15 protein-coding genes are annotated in these 14,921 nt (G+C 62.7%); 4 read left to right on the top strand and 11 right to left on the bottom strand.

Features of this window, described 5'->3' with window-relative positions:
- The first annotated feature begins 178 nt into the window (after positions 1–178).
- Entirely contained in the window at positions 179–1,099 is a 921-nt protein-coding gene (gene yegS / locus BM70_RS0125380; protein ID WP_025858634.1) for a lipid kinase YegS, read from the top strand.
- Here yegS and BM70_RS0125375 read toward each other — a convergent pair.
- From BM70_RS0125375 to BM70_RS0125365, 3 genes are all read right to left on the bottom strand, one after another.
- Entirely contained in the window at positions 1,058–1,717 is a 660-nt protein-coding gene (locus BM70_RS0125375; protein ID WP_025858633.1) for a response regulator transcription factor, read from the bottom strand. The genes yegS and BM70_RS0125375 overlap by 42 nt on opposite strands.
- Positions 1,714–2,607 carry a sensor histidine kinase gene (locus tag BM70_RS0125370; RefSeq protein WP_025858632.1) on the bottom strand — a complete coding sequence of 298 codons (894 nt, stop codon included), beginning with the start codon at positions 2,605–2,607 and terminating at the stop codon, positions 1,714–1,716. The genes BM70_RS0125375 and BM70_RS0125370 overlap by 4 nt, the downstream gene beginning before the upstream one ends.
- A gap of 370 nt (positions 2,608–2,977) precedes the next feature.
- A complete protein-coding gene (locus BM70_RS0125365; protein ID WP_025858631.1) occupies positions 2,978–3,427 on the bottom strand; it encodes a hypothetical protein in 450 nt (149 codons plus the stop codon).
- A gap of 539 nt (positions 3,428–3,966) precedes the next feature.
- Here BM70_RS0125365 and BM70_RS0125360 point away from each other — a divergent pair.
- Positions 3,967–4,902: a chemotaxis protein CheV gene (locus BM70_RS0125360; RefSeq protein WP_025858630.1), complete on the top strand. Its 936-nt coding sequence runs from the start codon at positions 3,967–3,969 to the stop codon at positions 4,900–4,902.
- Positions 4,903–4,941: 39 nt separating this feature from the next.
- Positions 4,942–5,748 carry an MOSC domain-containing protein gene (locus BM70_RS0125355; RefSeq protein ID WP_025858629.1) on the top strand — a complete coding sequence of 269 codons (807 nt, stop codon included), beginning with the start codon at positions 4,942–4,944 and terminating at the stop codon, positions 5,746–5,748.
- A gap of 3 nt (positions 5,749–5,751) precedes the next feature.
- On the opposite strand, the gene BM70_RS0125350 is transcribed toward BM70_RS0125355, so the two are convergent.
- Positions 5,752–6,525 carry an SDR family oxidoreductase gene (locus BM70_RS0125350; RefSeq protein WP_256220944.1) on the bottom strand — a complete coding sequence of 258 codons (774 nt, stop codon included), beginning with the start codon at positions 6,523–6,525 and terminating at the stop codon, positions 5,752–5,754.
- A gap of 65 nt (positions 6,526–6,590) precedes the next feature.
- Between BM70_RS0125350 and BM70_RS0125345 the strand changes: the two genes are divergently transcribed.
- A complete protein-coding gene (locus BM70_RS0125345; RefSeq protein ID WP_025858627.1) occupies positions 6,591–7,484 on the top strand; it encodes an AraC family transcriptional regulator in 894 nt (297 codons plus the stop codon).
- A 51-nt stretch (positions 7,485–7,535) separates the two neighbouring features.
- Here the strand turns inward: BM70_RS0125345 and BM70_RS0125340 are convergent, their stop codons facing one another.
- The 7 genes from BM70_RS0125340 to BM70_RS0125310 form a co-directional block, all read right to left on the bottom strand.
- Complete coding sequence (locus BM70_RS0125340; protein WP_010208796.1) at positions 7,536–7,820, bottom strand: pyrimidine/purine nucleoside phosphorylase; 285 nt, start codon at positions 7,818–7,820, stop codon at positions 7,536–7,538.
- Positions 7,821–7,974: 154 nt separating this feature from the next.
- Positions 7,975–8,517, bottom strand: coding sequence for an exonuclease domain-containing protein (locus BM70_RS0125335; RefSeq protein ID WP_025858626.1), 543 nt, complete (start codon positions 8,515–8,517; stop codon positions 7,975–7,977).
- Positions 8,518–8,590: 73 nt separating this feature from the next.
- The gene (locus BM70_RS0125330) at positions 8,591–10,465 is read right to left on the bottom strand and encodes an acetyl/propionyl/methylcrotonyl-CoA carboxylase subunit alpha (protein ID WP_043274369.1); all 1,875 of its coding nucleotides are present in this window, start codon (positions 10,463–10,465) and stop codon (positions 8,591–8,593) included.
- Positions 10,462–11,223 carry an enoyl-CoA hydratase/isomerase family protein gene (locus BM70_RS0125325; RefSeq protein ID WP_025858624.1) on the bottom strand — a complete coding sequence of 254 codons (762 nt, stop codon included), beginning with the start codon at positions 11,221–11,223 and terminating at the stop codon, positions 10,462–10,464. Before BM70_RS0125325 ends, BM70_RS0125330 begins: the two co-directional genes overlap by 4 nt.
- On the bottom strand, positions 11,220–12,377 hold the full coding sequence (gene atuD / locus BM70_RS0125320; protein WP_025858623.1) for a citronellyl-CoA dehydrogenase: 1,158 nt from the start codon (positions 12,375–12,377) through the stop codon (positions 11,220–11,222). The genes BM70_RS0125325 and atuD overlap by 4 nt, the downstream gene beginning before the upstream one ends.
- A 45-nt stretch (positions 12,378–12,422) precedes the next feature.
- Positions 12,423–14,039, bottom strand: a complete 1,617-nt coding sequence (atuC, locus tag BM70_RS0125315; protein ID WP_025858622.1) for a geranyl-CoA carboxylase subunit beta — start codon at positions 14,037–14,039, stop codon at positions 12,423–12,425.
- Positions 14,040–14,042: 3 nt separating this feature from the next.
- A complete protein-coding gene (locus BM70_RS0125310) occupies positions 14,043–14,915 on the bottom strand; it encodes an SDR family oxidoreductase (protein WP_025858621.1) in 873 nt (290 codons plus the stop codon).
- Between the last annotated feature and the right edge of the window lie 6 nt (positions 14,916–14,921).

Genomic DNA, 14,921 nt, shown 5'->3' with positions numbered 1-14,921 from the left:
TGGTTACTTTTGGGCTCTTTTCAAAAGTGACCCGCCGTAAGGGCGGAACCAATACCAGCCGTTACCCAAAAAACGGATATGCACTCAATCATCCAATTTTTTTCCCCATCCAATGGCTTTTTTCTCCCCGCCCAAGGTCCACATCCTCCAAGCACCCTTGAATCAGGAGATTCCCGCAATGACCACCCCCAAAGCCCTGTTGATCCTCCACGGCAAGCAAGCCCTCAACGAGGACGTACGCTCTGCCGTGCAGGCCCGACGCGAGCAGGGCGGGGAGCTGGCGGTGCGCGTGACATGGGAAGGCGGCGACGCCCAGCGCCTGGTCAACGAAGCCCTCTCTGACGGCTACACCCACATCATCGCCGGTGGCGGCGACGGCACCTTGCGCGATGTGGCCGAAGCCATGGCCCTGGCCAAGACCGACGCCAGCCTGGTGCTGATGCCCCTGGGCACCGCCAACGACTTCGCCAAGGCCGCCGGCGTGCCGTTGGAGCCTGCCCAGGCCCTGGCGCTGCTGGACGTGCCGCCAAGGGCCATCGACCTCGGCCAGGTCGGCGGGCAGATCTTCCTCAACATGGCCACCGGCGGTTTTGGCAGCCAGGTCACCGCCAACACCTCCGAGGACTTGAAAAAGGTCCTGGGGGGCGCCGCCTATCTCTTCACCGGCCTGACCCGTTTCAGCGAGTTGAAGGCCGCCTATGGCGAGCTCGAAGGCCCGGAGTTCCATTGGAAGGGCGAGTTGCTCGCGCTGGGGATCGGCAACGGTCGCCAGGCGGGTGGCGGGCATGTGCTGTGCCCTGGCGCATTGGCCGATGACGGCTTGCTGGATGTCAGCATCCTGCCGGCGCCGCAGGAAGTGGTCGGTACCCTGCGTGAGCTGATGAACAACGGTTGGGGCCTGGACACCATGTTTGTGCGGGCGCGGTTGCCGTGGGTGAATATCAAGGTTGCGCAAGGCCTGTACATCAACCTGGATGGCGAGCCGCTGGAGGGTGATGACCTGCATTTCGAGGCTTTGCCCAAGGCCTTGCGCGTGCACCTGCCGGTGGATTCGCCGCTAGTCGTCCAGGCTGATGATCTGCTCGCGCACCGCAAATAGCACCAGGCCCGCCACGTCGAAAATCTGCAGGCGCTTCATGATCTGCGAGCGGTGGGCTTCCACGGTCTTGATGCTCAGGCCCAGGCCATGGGCGATTTCCCGGGTGGACTTGCCGCGCACGATCAGGCGCAGGATCTCCAACTGCCGCGCCGTGAGGTTGTGGCTGTGGCCGGCGGGGGTGGTGGGGCCCTGGCTGCGCACCAGCGCCTGGTTGATCACCGTATGGGCAATCGCCGGGCTCAGGTAGCGTTCGTTGTTGCGCAAGGCCAGCAGCGCGTGTTCCAGCTCGTTGGCGGTGGTGTCCTTGAGCAGGTAGCCATGGGCGCCGGATTCCAGCGCGCACATGATCAGTTCGGGGTCGGTGTGCATCGACAGGATCAGCACGCGGCTCTTGGGATAGGCGCGCTTGAGTTGCTGCAAGGCATCCAGGCCGCCGGTGTGCTTCATCGACAGGTCCAGCAGCACGATGTCCGGCAGCAGGGCGCTGAACCGCTCCAGCAACTGCGCGCCATCGCTGGCTTCGCCGATCACCGTGTAGCCGGGAATGTCCTGGACCAGCGCGCGTACGCCGGCCCTGATCAGTGCATGGTCATCCACCAGGAGTAATTTGCAGGTCACTCGAGAACCTTAGGGGAGCTGGCCCGTTCGAGGGCGCGCGGCGCCCAGGGGAAGAGCGCGTCGATCCGGGTCCCTTTGCCTGGCTGGCTGCTGACGGAGAGTGAACCGCCAAGCTGATCAATCCGCTCGGACATGCCGGCCATGCCCCGTTGGCCTTCCAGGCCTGGGTTGATGGCGGGCGAAAAGCCCTGGCCGTCATCGCTGATAAGCAGCGACAGGCCCTCGGGCAGGCGTTGCAGGCGAACCAGCAGATTGCGCGCCTGGGCGTGGCGTAGCATGTTGGTCACCGCTTCCTGGGTAATGCGAAAGGCCGCCACGGCCATTTCTTCCGGGATACCGGTCAGCCGTTGCTGGCATTCCAGGCTCCAGTGAACCGGGGTGTTTTCCAGGGTCTTGAGCAGGTGCGCGCGCAGGCTGGCTTCCAGGCCCAGGCTGGCCAACTGGCGAGGGTTGAGGATGGCGGAGACGTCGCGCACCTTGGCCAGGGTTTCATTCAGGGTATTGCACAGCACCGTGCACTGGCTTTGCAGGTCCTCGGGCAGTCGGCGCTTGAGCCATTCGCTTTGCAGCTTGGCCGCGGTGAGCAGTTGGCCGATATCGTCATGCAGTTCGCGGCTGAGGCGGTGGCGTTCGTTTTCCTGCACTTGCAGCAGGCGGTCGGCCAACTCCTGGGGTTGAAACTTGATCGATTTGCGCGAACGCCATTGTCGCAGGCCAACCACCACCAGGGTGGCCAGGTTGAGCACAATCACCAGCAACGGCAGCGGCGCGGAGCGGGTATAGGCCCACAGGCTCAGCAGCAGCGAGCCAAGGCACAGGGCGAGGATCAAGCGGTGTGCATTGCTGCGGGACGCGGACCTGGCGATAAGTGTCTTGAGACTGGCATACATAGCAGATGGAGCCAATGAGGGTTCGCTGCGGGAAGATCGGTCACGGCGGCTGACCGGGCTCTGTTTGGGATGCGCTATCGAATCGTTTTTATGCATGATGAAGTTGAGTCACTTCGAGCGGGGCATAGTACCACCACTATTACCGTTGGTCGCCTGGTGCCGTGCCTGGCAGGGTTATTATCCGCGCAAATGCTCCGGGTGGTATTCCCAGAGTTCATAGAGTGGGGGAGTTATATTATTTCCGTGTGGTTGTATCGTTATTGCCGTTAGTGGCTATTTGATATCTATGGGCGGTTTATCCAACTCCGAAAATTTAATTGATGTTGTCGTTTTCAGACAACTTCAGGTTTAAACACGACGCGATATGCGCTTACGACGCATGGTGTACACGTTGCTGCGGTTTATAACTGAAATCCTTTTGCGGGATCTGCAGCGTGACAGTGGCAATCAACGTCGCTTGCTCAGTGTCATCCATGCTCAACTCGCCGGTGCGAATGTCGATCAGTTCCAGTTGCCACGCCAGTAATGTCAGGCACGCATGCAAAGCGTCCAGGGCCTCGTCATGCAGTTGCATGGGGCTGGCGGCATTGGCAATCAGGTACTGGATATGCCGGGAAAATTCGCTGATGGCTTGCAGGGCCAGGCTGTCGGCCTTTTCGGCCAGCTTGGCCAGGCTGGTCTTCATGCAGTCGATGGCATCGCTATCATCGCGAATCAGGTGCAGATGGCTCAGGCACTCTTCCGACTTGGCCAGCAGCGTTTCCGCTTCCATCAAGAATTCGGGAAGTGTGGTTTGCCATTCATTTGCGCTGTTCATCATGCAAGTCTCCACAACATAAGGTCGGGTGATGAGAGGTCGCACCGGGTGAATGGCTTAAAACTAGCGCTGAAATATGACTGAAATCTGTAGGTTGCTTCTGAGTTTTCAGTAGGACGTTTATTAGAGTGACGGCAACGGCGGTGCGTGGCCCTCATGAGTGGGGTCAATTGCACACCTTCAGTTACCGACATCTTTATGTCTGGAAGGCCTGTGGGCCGAGGGCTTGGGATGGCAAACAAAAGCCTGACTCCATTCATGCATTGAGAATGGCGTCACATTAATGGCTATTAGATATTGCGAATATCAGGTTGGGCCTGATTGTGCATAGGGGAATCCCTTAGATAGCGGAACCTTGCGTCGAATTGAATGTCGCGCAACGTTGCTGGGCCGCTATCTGGAGAGCGAGTGCAGTAAAGCATGATGTCAGTGTGACATCAATGAATTTACGTGGCATTTTACAAGGGTCAAGGTCTGGCGCTCGCCGCCGATAACCAGGCTTATGTGAACTGCACAATTCCTCAGCGCATCAGGAGCTTTTAATGGCCGGCATTCTCGACACGGTAGATCAACGCACGCAACTGGTGGGTGAGAATCGCCTGGAGATTCTCATGTTCCGCCTGGCCGGGCGCCAGTTGTTCGCGATCAACGTGTTCAAGGTGCAGGAAGTGCTGCAACTGCCCAAGCTGACGTTGATGCCGCAACGTCATCCGTTCGTGTGCGGTGTGGTCAACCTGCGTGGCCAGACCCTGCCGGTGATCGACCTGTCCCAGGCCATCGGCATGCGCCCGCTGGTGCCGGGCCCCAACAGCACCATCATCGTCACCGAGTACAACCGCTCGGTGCAGGCGTTCCTGGTGGGCGGTGTGGACCGCATCGTCAACATGAACTGGGAAGCCATCCTGCCGCCGCCGACCAGTGCAGGGCGCCAGCATTACCTCACCGCCATCAGCAAGGTCGACGACCAGTTGGTGGAGATCATCGACGTGGAAAAAGTCCTCGCCGAGATCGTGCCGTACAACGCCAAGGTCTCCCGTGAAAAACTCGACGATCCGGTGCTTGAGCGCGCCCGTGGCCGTGAAGTGCTGCTGGTGGATGACTCCAACGTGGCCCTCTCGCAACTGCGCGACACCCTTGGCCAACTGGGCGTGAAGATGCACATCGCCAGCGACGGCCTGAAGGCGCTGAACATGCTCAAGGCCTGGGCTGACAGCGGCCAGGTGATGACCGACAAACTGCTGATGATCTTCACCGACGCCGAAATGCCCGAGATGGACGGTTACCGCCTCACTACCGAGATCCGTAACGACCCACGCCTGCGCAAACTGTACGTGGTGCTGCACACCTCGCTGTCGGGCAGTTTCAACGACTCGATGGTGAAGAAGGTCGGCTGCGACAACTTCCTGTCCAAATTCCAGCCCGACAAGCTGGTGGACGTGGTGCGTCAGCGTCTGATGCTGGACGAAGTGCCCGCTTGACCTTAGGGTGATGGCTTTGCCCCTCAGGAAAGCAGGCCCATGCTTCGTCTCAGCGCGTTGTACCGTTACCCCTTGAAGTCCGGCAAGGCCGAAATACTGCAACAGGTCGGCCTGGATAAACTGGGGGTGGACGGGGATCGACGCTGGATGCTGGTGGACGAGGCCAGCGGGCGTTTTCTCACGCAGCGCGCCGTGGCCAAGATGAGCCAGCTGTCGGCACTGTGGAACAGCGCCGGCGGGCTCACCCTGAGCTCGCCTGGCTACACGTCGTTGGACGTGGCCCTGCCTGGCGGCGATGCCGAGTTGCGCGGTGTGACCATCTGGCGTGACACCTTGCGTGTGCCGGACGCGGGCGACGAGGCTGCGGCGTGGGTCAGCGACTTTATCGGCAAACCGACGCGCCTGGTGCAAATCCCCCTCGAACGTGCGCGCACCACCGAGGCCGGTTATGGCAAGGACGATGACCAGGTCGCGTTTGCCGACGGTTACCCGCTGCTTTTGATCGGCCAGGGCTCGCTGGACGATCTCTCGCAACGCATCGGCCGGCCCATGGAAATGCTGCGCTTTCGTCCCAACCTGGTGATCGAAGGCGGCGAAGCCTTTGCTGAAGACGGTTGGAAACGCTTGCGCATCGGTGATGTGGAGTTTCGCGCGGTCAAGCCGTGCTCGCGCTGCATCCTCACCACCATCGACCCGCAAACCGGCGAACGCAGCGTCGACCGCGAACCCTTCGCGACGCTGGATACCTATCGCAAGACCGAAAATGGCGCGATGTTTGGCCAGAACCTGGTCAACGATGGCATTGGTCGCCTGGAAGTCGGCATGCCGGTGACGATTCTCGAATAAGCGCTAGCGAGTCAGGGCCAGGGCATCCGCGCCGGCTGCAAAGCGCAGTCGGCCGGACGTATCATTGGCTGCGCGCCATACCCCCTGCGCCACATCACTCTCCTGCGTGACTGCGGTGGGGTTGGTTGCCCAGGCGAACACGCGATGGGCAAACGGTTCGTAGGCTTCGGGAATCAGGCCTTGCATGCGCTGCTGTCCATTGCTGGTGAAGCGCGTGGTGGGGCCGTAGCCTGGCTGGACGACCTTGATGTTCACGTCGAACTCCTTGAGCTCCAGTTCCAGCGACCCGGAAAACCCTTCGATCGCGGTCTTGCTGGCCGTGTAGACCGCCACCAGCGGAAAGGGCGCCAGCGTTGCGCTGGAAGTGACATTCACAATCGTCCCGGCCCGGCGTGCGCGAAACTGCGGGATCACCGCTTGGCACATCGCCATGACCCCAAAGGTATTGGTCTCGAACACATCGCGCACGGTGGCCATGGGGGTGGCTTCGAACGCGCCGAACAAGCCGATGCCGGCGTTATTGACCAGGACGTCGATGGGGCCGGCAGCCTCAAGCGCCCGTGCGATGCTGTCGGCGCAGGTCACGTCCAGCGCAAGCACGCGCAGGCGGTCCGACGCCGGCAGCAGGTCTTCGCGCGGTGTGCGCAGGGTGGCGATGACTTTCCAGCCCTGCGCCAGGAAGTGACGGGCCGTGGCAAGGCCGTAGCCCGAGGAACAGCCGGTGATCAGTACGGTTTTCATGGGACGCTCCAATCGTTGAGTTGATTCGTCCGCCACGATAGAGAAACCTTCGCGGATGATCGATGATGCAACGTCCTTATCTGTTTAGTCGGAGTCCAGACATGGCCGATCCGCTGTCCGAAGTCGTTCGATTGCTGCATCCCCGCGCGGCGTTCGCCAACCCCATCAGCGGCAAGGGCAACTGGGCTGTGCATTACACGGAATTCGGCCTGCCCAGTTTCTGCATCATGCTGGAGGGCAGTTGCCTGCTGACGGTCGAAGGGCATGCGCCCGTTGCCGTCAGTGCCGGTGATTTTGTCCTGTTGCCCACCACGCCGGCCTTTACCCTGTCGAGCTTTGCGCCTGCACCCGCGGTGCAGATGGACCCCCATCAAGTCGCCAGTGCCCGTCGCGAGGTGCGTTATGGCGACCCAGAGGGCGCGCCGGAGATGCGCTCGCTGGGCGGCTCGTTCGTGTTCGACTGCGCCGATCCGGGCTTGCTGGTGTCGCTGTTGCCCACGGTGGTTCACGTACGGGACTCGACCCGCCTGTCGCAACTGGTGAACATGGTCGGTGAGGAGTGCGCCCCACAACGAGCGGGCAGTGAGTTCGTCCTGTCGCGGCTGGTGGAATTGTTGCTGGTGGAAGCCATGCGTTCGGCTGCGACGGGCAATGCCCCGGCGGGGCTGCTGCGTGGCTTGGAGGATGAGCGACTGGCACCGGCGCTGAAGCAGATCCACGCGCGTATCGGCCACGCCTGGACGGTCGACCAATTGGCGAAGGTGGCAGCGCTTTCTCGCTCGGCGTTCTTCGAGCGTTTCACGCGGGTGGTGGGCATTGCGCCGATGGCCTATCTGCTGGGATGGCGCATGCAGATCGCCAAGCAATTGCTGGCCGAGAACAGGCTGGCGGTCGGCGACATTGCCGAGCGGGTGGGCTATGGCTCGACCAGCGCCTTCAGCGTGGCGTTCAGCCGGTATGTCGGGGTCGCGCCGAGTCAGTACGCCCGCCCATAAAAAACTGCCCGTCTCCTGGGAGACGGGCATTTTTTTGCCTGCCGTTAACCTTTAGCCGCGGTATTCGCACAGGTAAGCGGTGTCCACGGCGACCTTCAGCTGGAACTTGCTGTTGGCCGGCACGTTGAACTGGCTGCCGGCGGCGAAGGTTTCCCACTCGCTGGCATCCGGCAGCTTGACGGTCAGGGCGCCGGACACCACGTGCATGATTTCACGCTGGGCGGTGCCGAATTCGTATTCGCCGGGGGCCATCACGCCGATGGTCGCCGGACCTTCTGCGGTGCCGAAAGCGATCGACTTGACGGTACCGTCGAAGTACTCGTTGACTTTGAACATGGGCGATTCCTCGGAAAGTGGGTTAAGGCTTCCTGCTTCCTGCTGGGGCCGGCTGGCTGCTTGAGCGATGCAAGCCCGCCGGCAAGCCGGCTCCTACGGGGAGCGCAGATTACGGAAAAAGGCCGGCCAGTATGCCCAAGCCTTCGGGAGCTGCCTAGACCGGCAAAATCAACGGCAGCAGGCGTGCGGTGTTGCGTGCATCCTCCAGCGCCCGATGTTGCTGGCCATGGAACTGCATCCCCGCCAACTGCAGGGCGCCGTTGAGTCCCAGGGGCTTGTCCAGGCGCCGGGCCTTGGCGAAGCGCTGCTTGAGGTTCACATGCGGTGTGTGGGCGAGTGCGCTGGCCAGGCTGTGGCGCTGCCACTCCAGCTCAAGTTGCACGCGGTCGTAGTCACCCCAACTGGCCCAACCCTCCAGGCGTGCCTGGTGCTGGCCCAGCCAGCGTTCGAACAGCGGCCACACCTCGGTGATCGGTGCGGCGGCATCGATGTTCGCCTGGGTGATGTGCGTCAGCTGACGGCAGAAGGGCGTCAGCAATGGCCGGCGCAGCGGCCGTACAAAGCGCTGGAAGTGATCCAGCTCGCGCCCCTGGCGGTTGACCAGGCTGGCGCCGATCTCGATGACTTCCATCTCCGTCACGGGCCAGCCGCCTTCATCCGTTGTGGCTTCAAGGTCAATAATCAGCCAATGAGGCATCGCGCAGGTTCCCGTACTCTTCCCTTTCTGTTGGGGATAGAGCGTAGCCCGGCCCTGTAGTTCCGCCTAGGGGCTAGACGATCTCGAGCAAAACCTGACGATTGCGCACTTGATCACCGGCGACCACCTGCACGCCCTGGACCACGCCGTCGATGCCGGCCGTCAGTGGGTGTTCCATTTTCATCGCTTCGAGCACCAGCAGCAGTTGGCCTTTGGTGACGCTGTCGCCGGCGCTGACCCGCACATCGACAATCGCCCCGTCCATCGGCGCCTTGACCGTGCCGCTGCGGGCCTCGGCCTGGCGGCTGGCGATGTGTTGGGTGCGGTCGATCACCGTGAGGCCGGGTAGCCACAGTCGGTTACCGTCGAGGTGATAGGCGACGCGGCGGCGGATGCCATTGAATAGCACCGTGGCGTAGCGACCGTCGGTGCTCAGTTGCAGGTGCTCGGCGCTGACGCTGTGGAGGTCGCCGTTGACCTCAAGGCGATAGTTGCAGGGCGCGCCGGCGTTGTTGCGCCATCCCGCCAGTGCTGGGGAATACTGGTTTGCGCTGTGTGCGTAAAACAGCGCGGCGGCCAGGCTGAGCTGCTCTTTCGACGGCACCTGGGGCGGGATTTCGCTGAAGTGTTGCGCGATAAACCCGGTGCTGAAATCGCCAGTGATGAAGGCCGGGTGCTTGAGCAGGGCGGCCAACAGCTGGCGATTGGTCTCCAGGCCCAGCAATACCGTGTCTTCCACGGCCCGTAGCAGTTTACGCCGCGCCTCTTCGCGGGTGGCGCCATGGGCGATGATCTTGCCCAGCATCGGGTCATAGAACGGGCTGATGCGCTGGCCTTGGACCACACCATGATCGGTGCGCACGCCGGCAGCCGGTTCCCAGCGCAGCACCTCGCCGGTTTGCGGCAGGAAGCCCCGGGCCGGATCCTCGGCGTAGAGGCGCACTTCCATGGCATGGCCGCTGAGGATGACGTCGGCCTGTGTCAGCGGCAGCGGTTGGCCGGCGGCGATCTGCAGCTGCCAGTCCACCAGGTCGAGACCGGTGATCAGTTCGGTCACCGGGTGTTCCACTTGCAGGCGAGTGTTCATTTCCAGGAAATAGAACCGGCCGTGACGGTCGAGCAGGAATTCCACGGTGCCGGCGCCGACGTAGTTCACCGCGCGCCCAGCCTTCAGGGCCGCTTCGCCCATGGCTTGGCGCAGCGCGGGTGTCATGACCGGGCAGGGCGCTTCTTCGATGACTTTCTGATGGCGGCGCTGCAGCGAGCAGTCGCGTTCGCCGAGGTAGATCAGGTGGCCGTGGCTGTCGCCGAACAGCTGGATTTCGACGTGGCGTGGGTCGATCAGCGCTTGTTCGAGGATCAGTTCGTCGCTGCCGAAGGCGTTTTTGGCTTCCGAGCGGGCTGTCTGCAGGTTGTCCAGCAAGGCTTCTGGGTGGTGCACCAGGCGCATGCCGCGTCCGCCACCGCCGGCGCTGGCCTTGATCATCAGCGGGTAGCCGATGCGCTCGGCTTCTTGTTGCAGGGTGGTGTCGTCCTGGGCGCTGCCCTGGTAGCCGGCGATGCACGGCACGCCGGCGTCGAGCATGGCGAGTTTGGACAGGCGTTTGCTGCCCATCAGCTCGATGGCCTCGACGCTGGGGCCGATGAACGTGAGGTGGGCGTGCTGGCAGGCGCGGGCGAAGTCGGGGTTTTCGGAGAGGAAGCCGTAGCCGGGGTGGATGGCGTCGGCGCCGGTGAGCCTGGCGGCTTCGAGGATGGCTTGGATGTTGAGGTATGACTGTTGGACGGGGGCGGGGCCGATATGCACGGCTTCGTCGGCCATCTGGACGTGCAAGGCCTGGGCGTCGGCGTCGCTGTAGACCGCCACGGTGCGGTAGCCCAGGGCTTGGGCAGTGCGCTGGATACGGCAGGCGATTTCGCCGCGGTTGGCGATCAGAATCTTGTTCATTTGGCCCACCGTGGCTTGCGCTTTTGCACAAAGGCTTGCATGCCTTCGATGCCTTCTTCACCGGTCACCGCTGCGGCGAACCACTCAGCGGCCTCATCCAGCAGGGGGCCCAATGGCTGCTCAACACTGGCCAACAATAAGGCTTTGGTCCGCCCATTCGCCCCTGGCGCACACTTCAGTACCTGCCCTAAAACCTCATCCAAGCGCTCTGCCAACGCCTGTGGATCGCGTTCGGTAAAGTGCACAACGCCCAGCCGCTCGGCTTCCAGGCCGTCAAAGCGCGCGGCGGTCAGCGCCAGTCGGCGTGCCTGGGTCAATCCGATGCGCTTGACCACAAAGGGTGCAATCTGCGCCGGCAGCAAGCCCAGGCTGGTCTCCGGCAGGCCGAATTGCGCCTGGTGATCGGCGATGGCGATATCACTCACGCACGCCAGGCCAAAGCCACCGCCCAGCACCGCGCCTTGCAGCACCACGATCACCACTTGCGGCACCGCTTCGACTTCTTGCAGCAAGGTGCCAAATGCGCGGTTCAGCGCTTGCAGTCGATTGCCCGCTGTGACCAGGTCTTTCACATCGGCCCCGGCGCAAAAATGCCCACCGGCGCCGCTGATCACCAGTGCGCGCACCTGGCTGTCCAACTGCGCCACCACTGTGCGCAGTTCATTGACCATCTCCAGGCTCATCGCATTGCGGCTGTCGGGCCGGTTGAGGGTGATGTGCAGCACGCCGTTATGGGGTTCGAGCAGCAGGGTGTTCATGGCTTTTTCCCAGGCAAGGTGCCCATCAGTTTGCAGATGATGCCCAGCATGATTTCGTCGGCACCGCCGCCGATCGATACCAGGCGCACATCGCGATAGGCGCGGGCCACGGGGTTGTCCCACATGAAGCCCATGCCGCCCCAGTATTGCAGGCAACTGTCACTGACTTCGCGGCCCAGGCGTCCCGCCTTGAGCTTGGCCATGGAGGCCAGGCGGGTCACATCCTGGCCTTTGATGTATTGCTCGGTGGCCTGGTAGACCAGCGCACGCAGGCATTCGATTTCGGTGGCGAGTTCGGCCAGGCGAAAGTGAATGACCTGGTTGTCGATCAGCGCCTTGCCGAAGGTCTGGCGCTCCTTGCAGTACTCGATGGTGCTGTCGATGCAGTGCTCCAGGCCCTTGATCATATTGGCCGCGCCAAACAGGCGTTCTTCCTGGAACTGCAGCATCTGCATCATGAACCCCGCGCCTTCGTGGCCGATGCGGTTGCGTTGGGGCACGCGCACGCTGTCGAAGAACACCTGGGCGGTCTCGGAGCTGTGCATGCCGAGCTTTTCCAGGGGCGGGCTGACGCTGATGCCGGGTGTGTTCATCGGCACCATGATCAGCGACTTGTTGATGTGCGGCTTGTCGTCGGAGGTGTTGGCCAGCAGGCAGATGAAGTCGGCGCTGGGCGAGTTGGTGATCCACATTTTGCTGCCATCGATCACATAGTCATCGCCGTCCTTGCGCGCATGGGTTTTCAACCCGGCCACGTCGGAACCGGCGCCGGTTTCCGAGACACCGATGCAGCCGACCTGCTCGCCGCTGATGGCCGGGCGCAGGAATTCGTCGCGCAGTTCATCGGAGCCGAAGCGGGCGAGGGCGGGCGTGCACATGTCGGTCTGCACGCCGATGGACATGGGAATACCGCCACAGCGGATGGTGCCGAACTCTTCGGCGGCGACGATGGAGTAGCTGTAGTCCAGGCCCATGCCGCCGAATTTCTCCGGCTTGGATATGCCCAACAGGCCGAGGGCGCCGGCCTTGCGGAAGATCTCGTGGATGGGAAAGCGCCCGGCTTTTTCCCATTCGTCGACATGGGGGTTGATCTCGCGGTCGACGAAGGCGCGGACGGTGCGGCGCAGTTCCTGATGTTCCTGGGTAAAGATCATTTTTACTGTGCTCCTTATCGCGACGCGGAGCGTCTCGGGCGAAATTTAGAGGCGTGCTACACCGAAGGTATTGGCTTGCAACTCACGCACCTCGGCCTCATGGCAGATATCCAGCAGAAAGCCCAGCAAGGTTCGCGTATCCCTGGGATCAATCAGCCCGTCATCCCACAGGTTCGCGCTGCCGTAGAGCGCGGTGGACTGGCTGTCGAGCTTCTGCGCGGTGACCTGCTCCAGCATGTCCAGCACCTTGGGATCTGGCACCAGGCCGTCCTTCAACTGCTTGGCCTCTGTCACGATGCGCAGCACCTTGCCCGCCTGGGCGCCGCCCATCACCGCCGTGCGGCTGTTGGGCCAGGCAAAAATGAAGCGTGGGTCCAGGCCGCGGCCGCACATCGCATAGTTGCCGGCACCGTAGGAGCCGCCCACCACCACCGTGAGTTTAGGCACTCGCGCATTGGCCACCGCCTGGATCATCTTCGCACCGTGCTTGATCACCCCTTGCTGCTCCGACTCGGTGCCCACCATGAAACCGGTGGTGTTGTGCAGGAACAGCAGCGGCGTACGGCTCTGGTCGCACAGTTGGATAAATTGCGCGGCCTTGCTCGCCCCCTTGGGCGTGATCGGGCCGTTGTTGCCGATCACACCGACGGCACGCCCCTGAATGTGCAGGTGGCCGCAGACGGTGTGGGCATCGAACTCGCCCTTGAATTCAAGGAAGTGCGAACCGTCGGCCAGGCGCGCGAGGATTTCGCGGACGTCGTAGGGTTTTTTCGGGTCATCCGGGATCAGGCCCAACAGCTCTTCGATGGGGTACAGCGGCTCTGTATAGGCACGTTTGGGCGCAGGCGACAGGCGATCATTCCAGGGCAAACAGCGGACAATCTCCCGGGCGATGCGCACGCCGTCGGCGTCATTTTCCGCCAGGTACTCGGCGGTGCCGGCGGTTTGTGCGTGCATCTCGGCGCCGCCCAGTTCTTCATCGGTCGCCACTTCGCCGGTCGCGGCTTTAAGCAGCGGCGGGCCGGCGAGGAACAGCTTGGCCCGGCCGCGCACCACCACCACGTAGTCCGACAACCCCGGTTGATATGCGCCGCCCGCTGTGGCCGAGCCATGCACCACGGTGATCTGCGGCAGGCCCATGGCCGACATGCGCGCCTGGTTGGCGAAGCTGCGCGCACCTTCGACGAAGATCTCGGCGGCATAGTTGAGGTTGGCGCCGCCGCTTTCGGCGAGGGTCACCACCGGCAGTTTGTTCTCCAGGGCGATCTGTTGCAGGCGCAGGGATTTCTTCAGGCCGGTGGGGGAAATAGTGCCGCCCTTGATCGCGCTGTTATTGGCCACCACCAGCATGCGCACGCCGCTGACGTAGCCGATCCCGGCGATCAACCCACCACCGGCGGCGCTGCCGTCCTTGTCGTCGTGCAGCTTGTAACCGGCCAGGCTGGCCAGTTCCAGGAACGGTGCGCCGGGGTCCAGCAGCAGGTTGAGGCGTTCGCGGGGCAGCAGTTGGCCGCGCTTGTCGAACTTGGGCTTGGCGTCCTGCGCCTTGCTCAGCAGGTTGTGCTCCAGTTGGCGTAGCTGGGCGATGGCCGCCAGCATGGCTTCGCGGTTTTGCGCGAACTGGGTACTGTGGGCGTCGATCAGGGATTCAATCACCGGCATGGTCTATTGCTCCGCCTTGAGCACATCCGGCAGGTAGGCACGGTGGAAGCCATTGAAGGGTTCGCTCGGCGACTGCGCCTTGTGCAATGGCCAGGCGCGGCTGCCCAGGCTGGCGGCACCGTCGATGCGCAACGTACTGCCGCTGATAAAGGCGGCGGCGGGGCTGAGCAGGAACACGATGGCCGCGCTGACTTCCGACTCGGTGCCAATGCGCTTGAGCGGCACGTGTTCGCGCAACGTCGGGATCACCGCCTTGAACGCGCCTTCGTAGGTGTCCATGCCGCTGGAGGCGATCCAGCCCGGCGCCACGGCGTTGACCCGTACGCCGGCGTAACCCCATTCGAAGGCGGCGGTCTTGGTGAAGTTGTCCATGCCGGCACGCGCCGCGCCCGAGTGGCCCATGCCAGGCATGCCGCCCCACATGTCGGCGAGCATGTTGACGATGGCGCCGCCGTGCTTGCTCATGGATTGGTTGAACACTTCCCGGGCCACCAGGAAGCCGCCGACCAGATTGGTGCGCAGCACCGTTTCGAAGCCTTTTTGATTGATCGCGGCCAGCGGCGACGGATATTGGCCGCCTGCATTGTTGACCAGGCCGTGGATCGGGCCGTGTGTGTGAATGATGTGTTTGACCAAGGCCTTTACCGCCTCCTCGTCGCGAATGTCGCACACCTGCCAATCGGCGGTGCCGCCATCTTCGGCGATCTCTATCGCGACGTTCTGCAGCTTTTGCGCCTTGCGTCCCACCAGAATCACGTGAGCGCCGAGGGCCGCCAATTCATGGGCGGTGCAGCGGCCAATGCCACTGCCGCCACCGGTGACCACCACGGTTTGCCCCTGGAACAGGTCGGCTTTGAAGATCGAGTCGAAGGCCACGGCAAT

Origin of the sequence: Pseudomonas sp. CHM02, assembly GCF_000612585.1 — a bacterium.
GTDB lineage: Bacteria > Pseudomonadota > Gammaproteobacteria > Pseudomonadales > Pseudomonadaceae > Aquipseudomonas.
The sequence above is the reverse complement of the archived record's forward strand: the minus strand, read 5'-3'. Positions and strand labels throughout refer to the sequence as shown.

What these genes read in the sequence shown, in the direction of transcription:
- yegS (WP_025858634.1), top strand. Translation starts at nt 179, where the DNA reads ATGACCACCCCCAAAGCCCTGTTGATCCTCCACGGCAAGCAAGCCCTC.
- BM70_RS0125370 (WP_025858632.1), bottom strand. Translation starts at nt 2,607, where the DNA reads ATGTATGCCAGTCTCAAGACACTTATCGCCAGGTCCGCGTCCCGCAGC.
- BM70_RS0125365 (WP_025858631.1), bottom strand. Translation starts at nt 3,427, where the DNA reads ATGATGAACAGCGCAAATGAATGGCAAACCACACTTCCCGAATTCTTG.
- BM70_RS0125360 (WP_025858630.1), top strand. Translation starts at nt 3,967, where the DNA reads ATGGCCGGCATTCTCGACACGGTAGATCAACGCACGCAACTGGTGGGT.
- BM70_RS0125355 (WP_025858629.1), top strand. Translation starts at nt 4,942, where the DNA reads ATGCTTCGTCTCAGCGCGTTGTACCGTTACCCCTTGAAGTCCGGCAAG.
- BM70_RS0125345 (WP_025858627.1), top strand. Translation starts at nt 6,591, where the DNA reads ATGGCCGATCCGCTGTCCGAAGTCGTTCGATTGCTGCATCCCCGCGCG.
- BM70_RS0125340 (WP_010208796.1), bottom strand. Translation starts at nt 7,820, where the DNA reads ATGTTCAAAGTCAACGAGTACTTCGACGGTACCGTCAAGTCGATCGCT.
- BM70_RS0125335 (WP_025858626.1), bottom strand. Translation starts at nt 8,517, where the DNA reads ATGCCTCATTGGCTGATTATTGACCTTGAAGCCACAACGGATGAAGGC.
- BM70_RS0125330 (WP_043274369.1), bottom strand. Translation starts at nt 10,465, where the DNA reads ATGAACAAGATTCTGATCGCCAACCGCGGCGAAATCGCCTGCCGTATC.
- BM70_RS0125325 (WP_025858624.1), bottom strand. Translation starts at nt 11,223, where the DNA reads ATGAACACCCTGCTGCTCGAACCCCATAACGGCGTGCTGCACATCACC.
- atuD (WP_025858623.1), bottom strand. Translation starts at nt 12,377, where the DNA reads ATGATCTTTACCCAGGAACATCAGGAACTGCGCCGCACCGTCCGCGCC.
- atuC (WP_025858622.1), bottom strand. Translation starts at nt 14,039, where the DNA reads ATGCCGGTGATTGAATCCCTGATCGACGCCCACAGTACCCAGTTCGCG.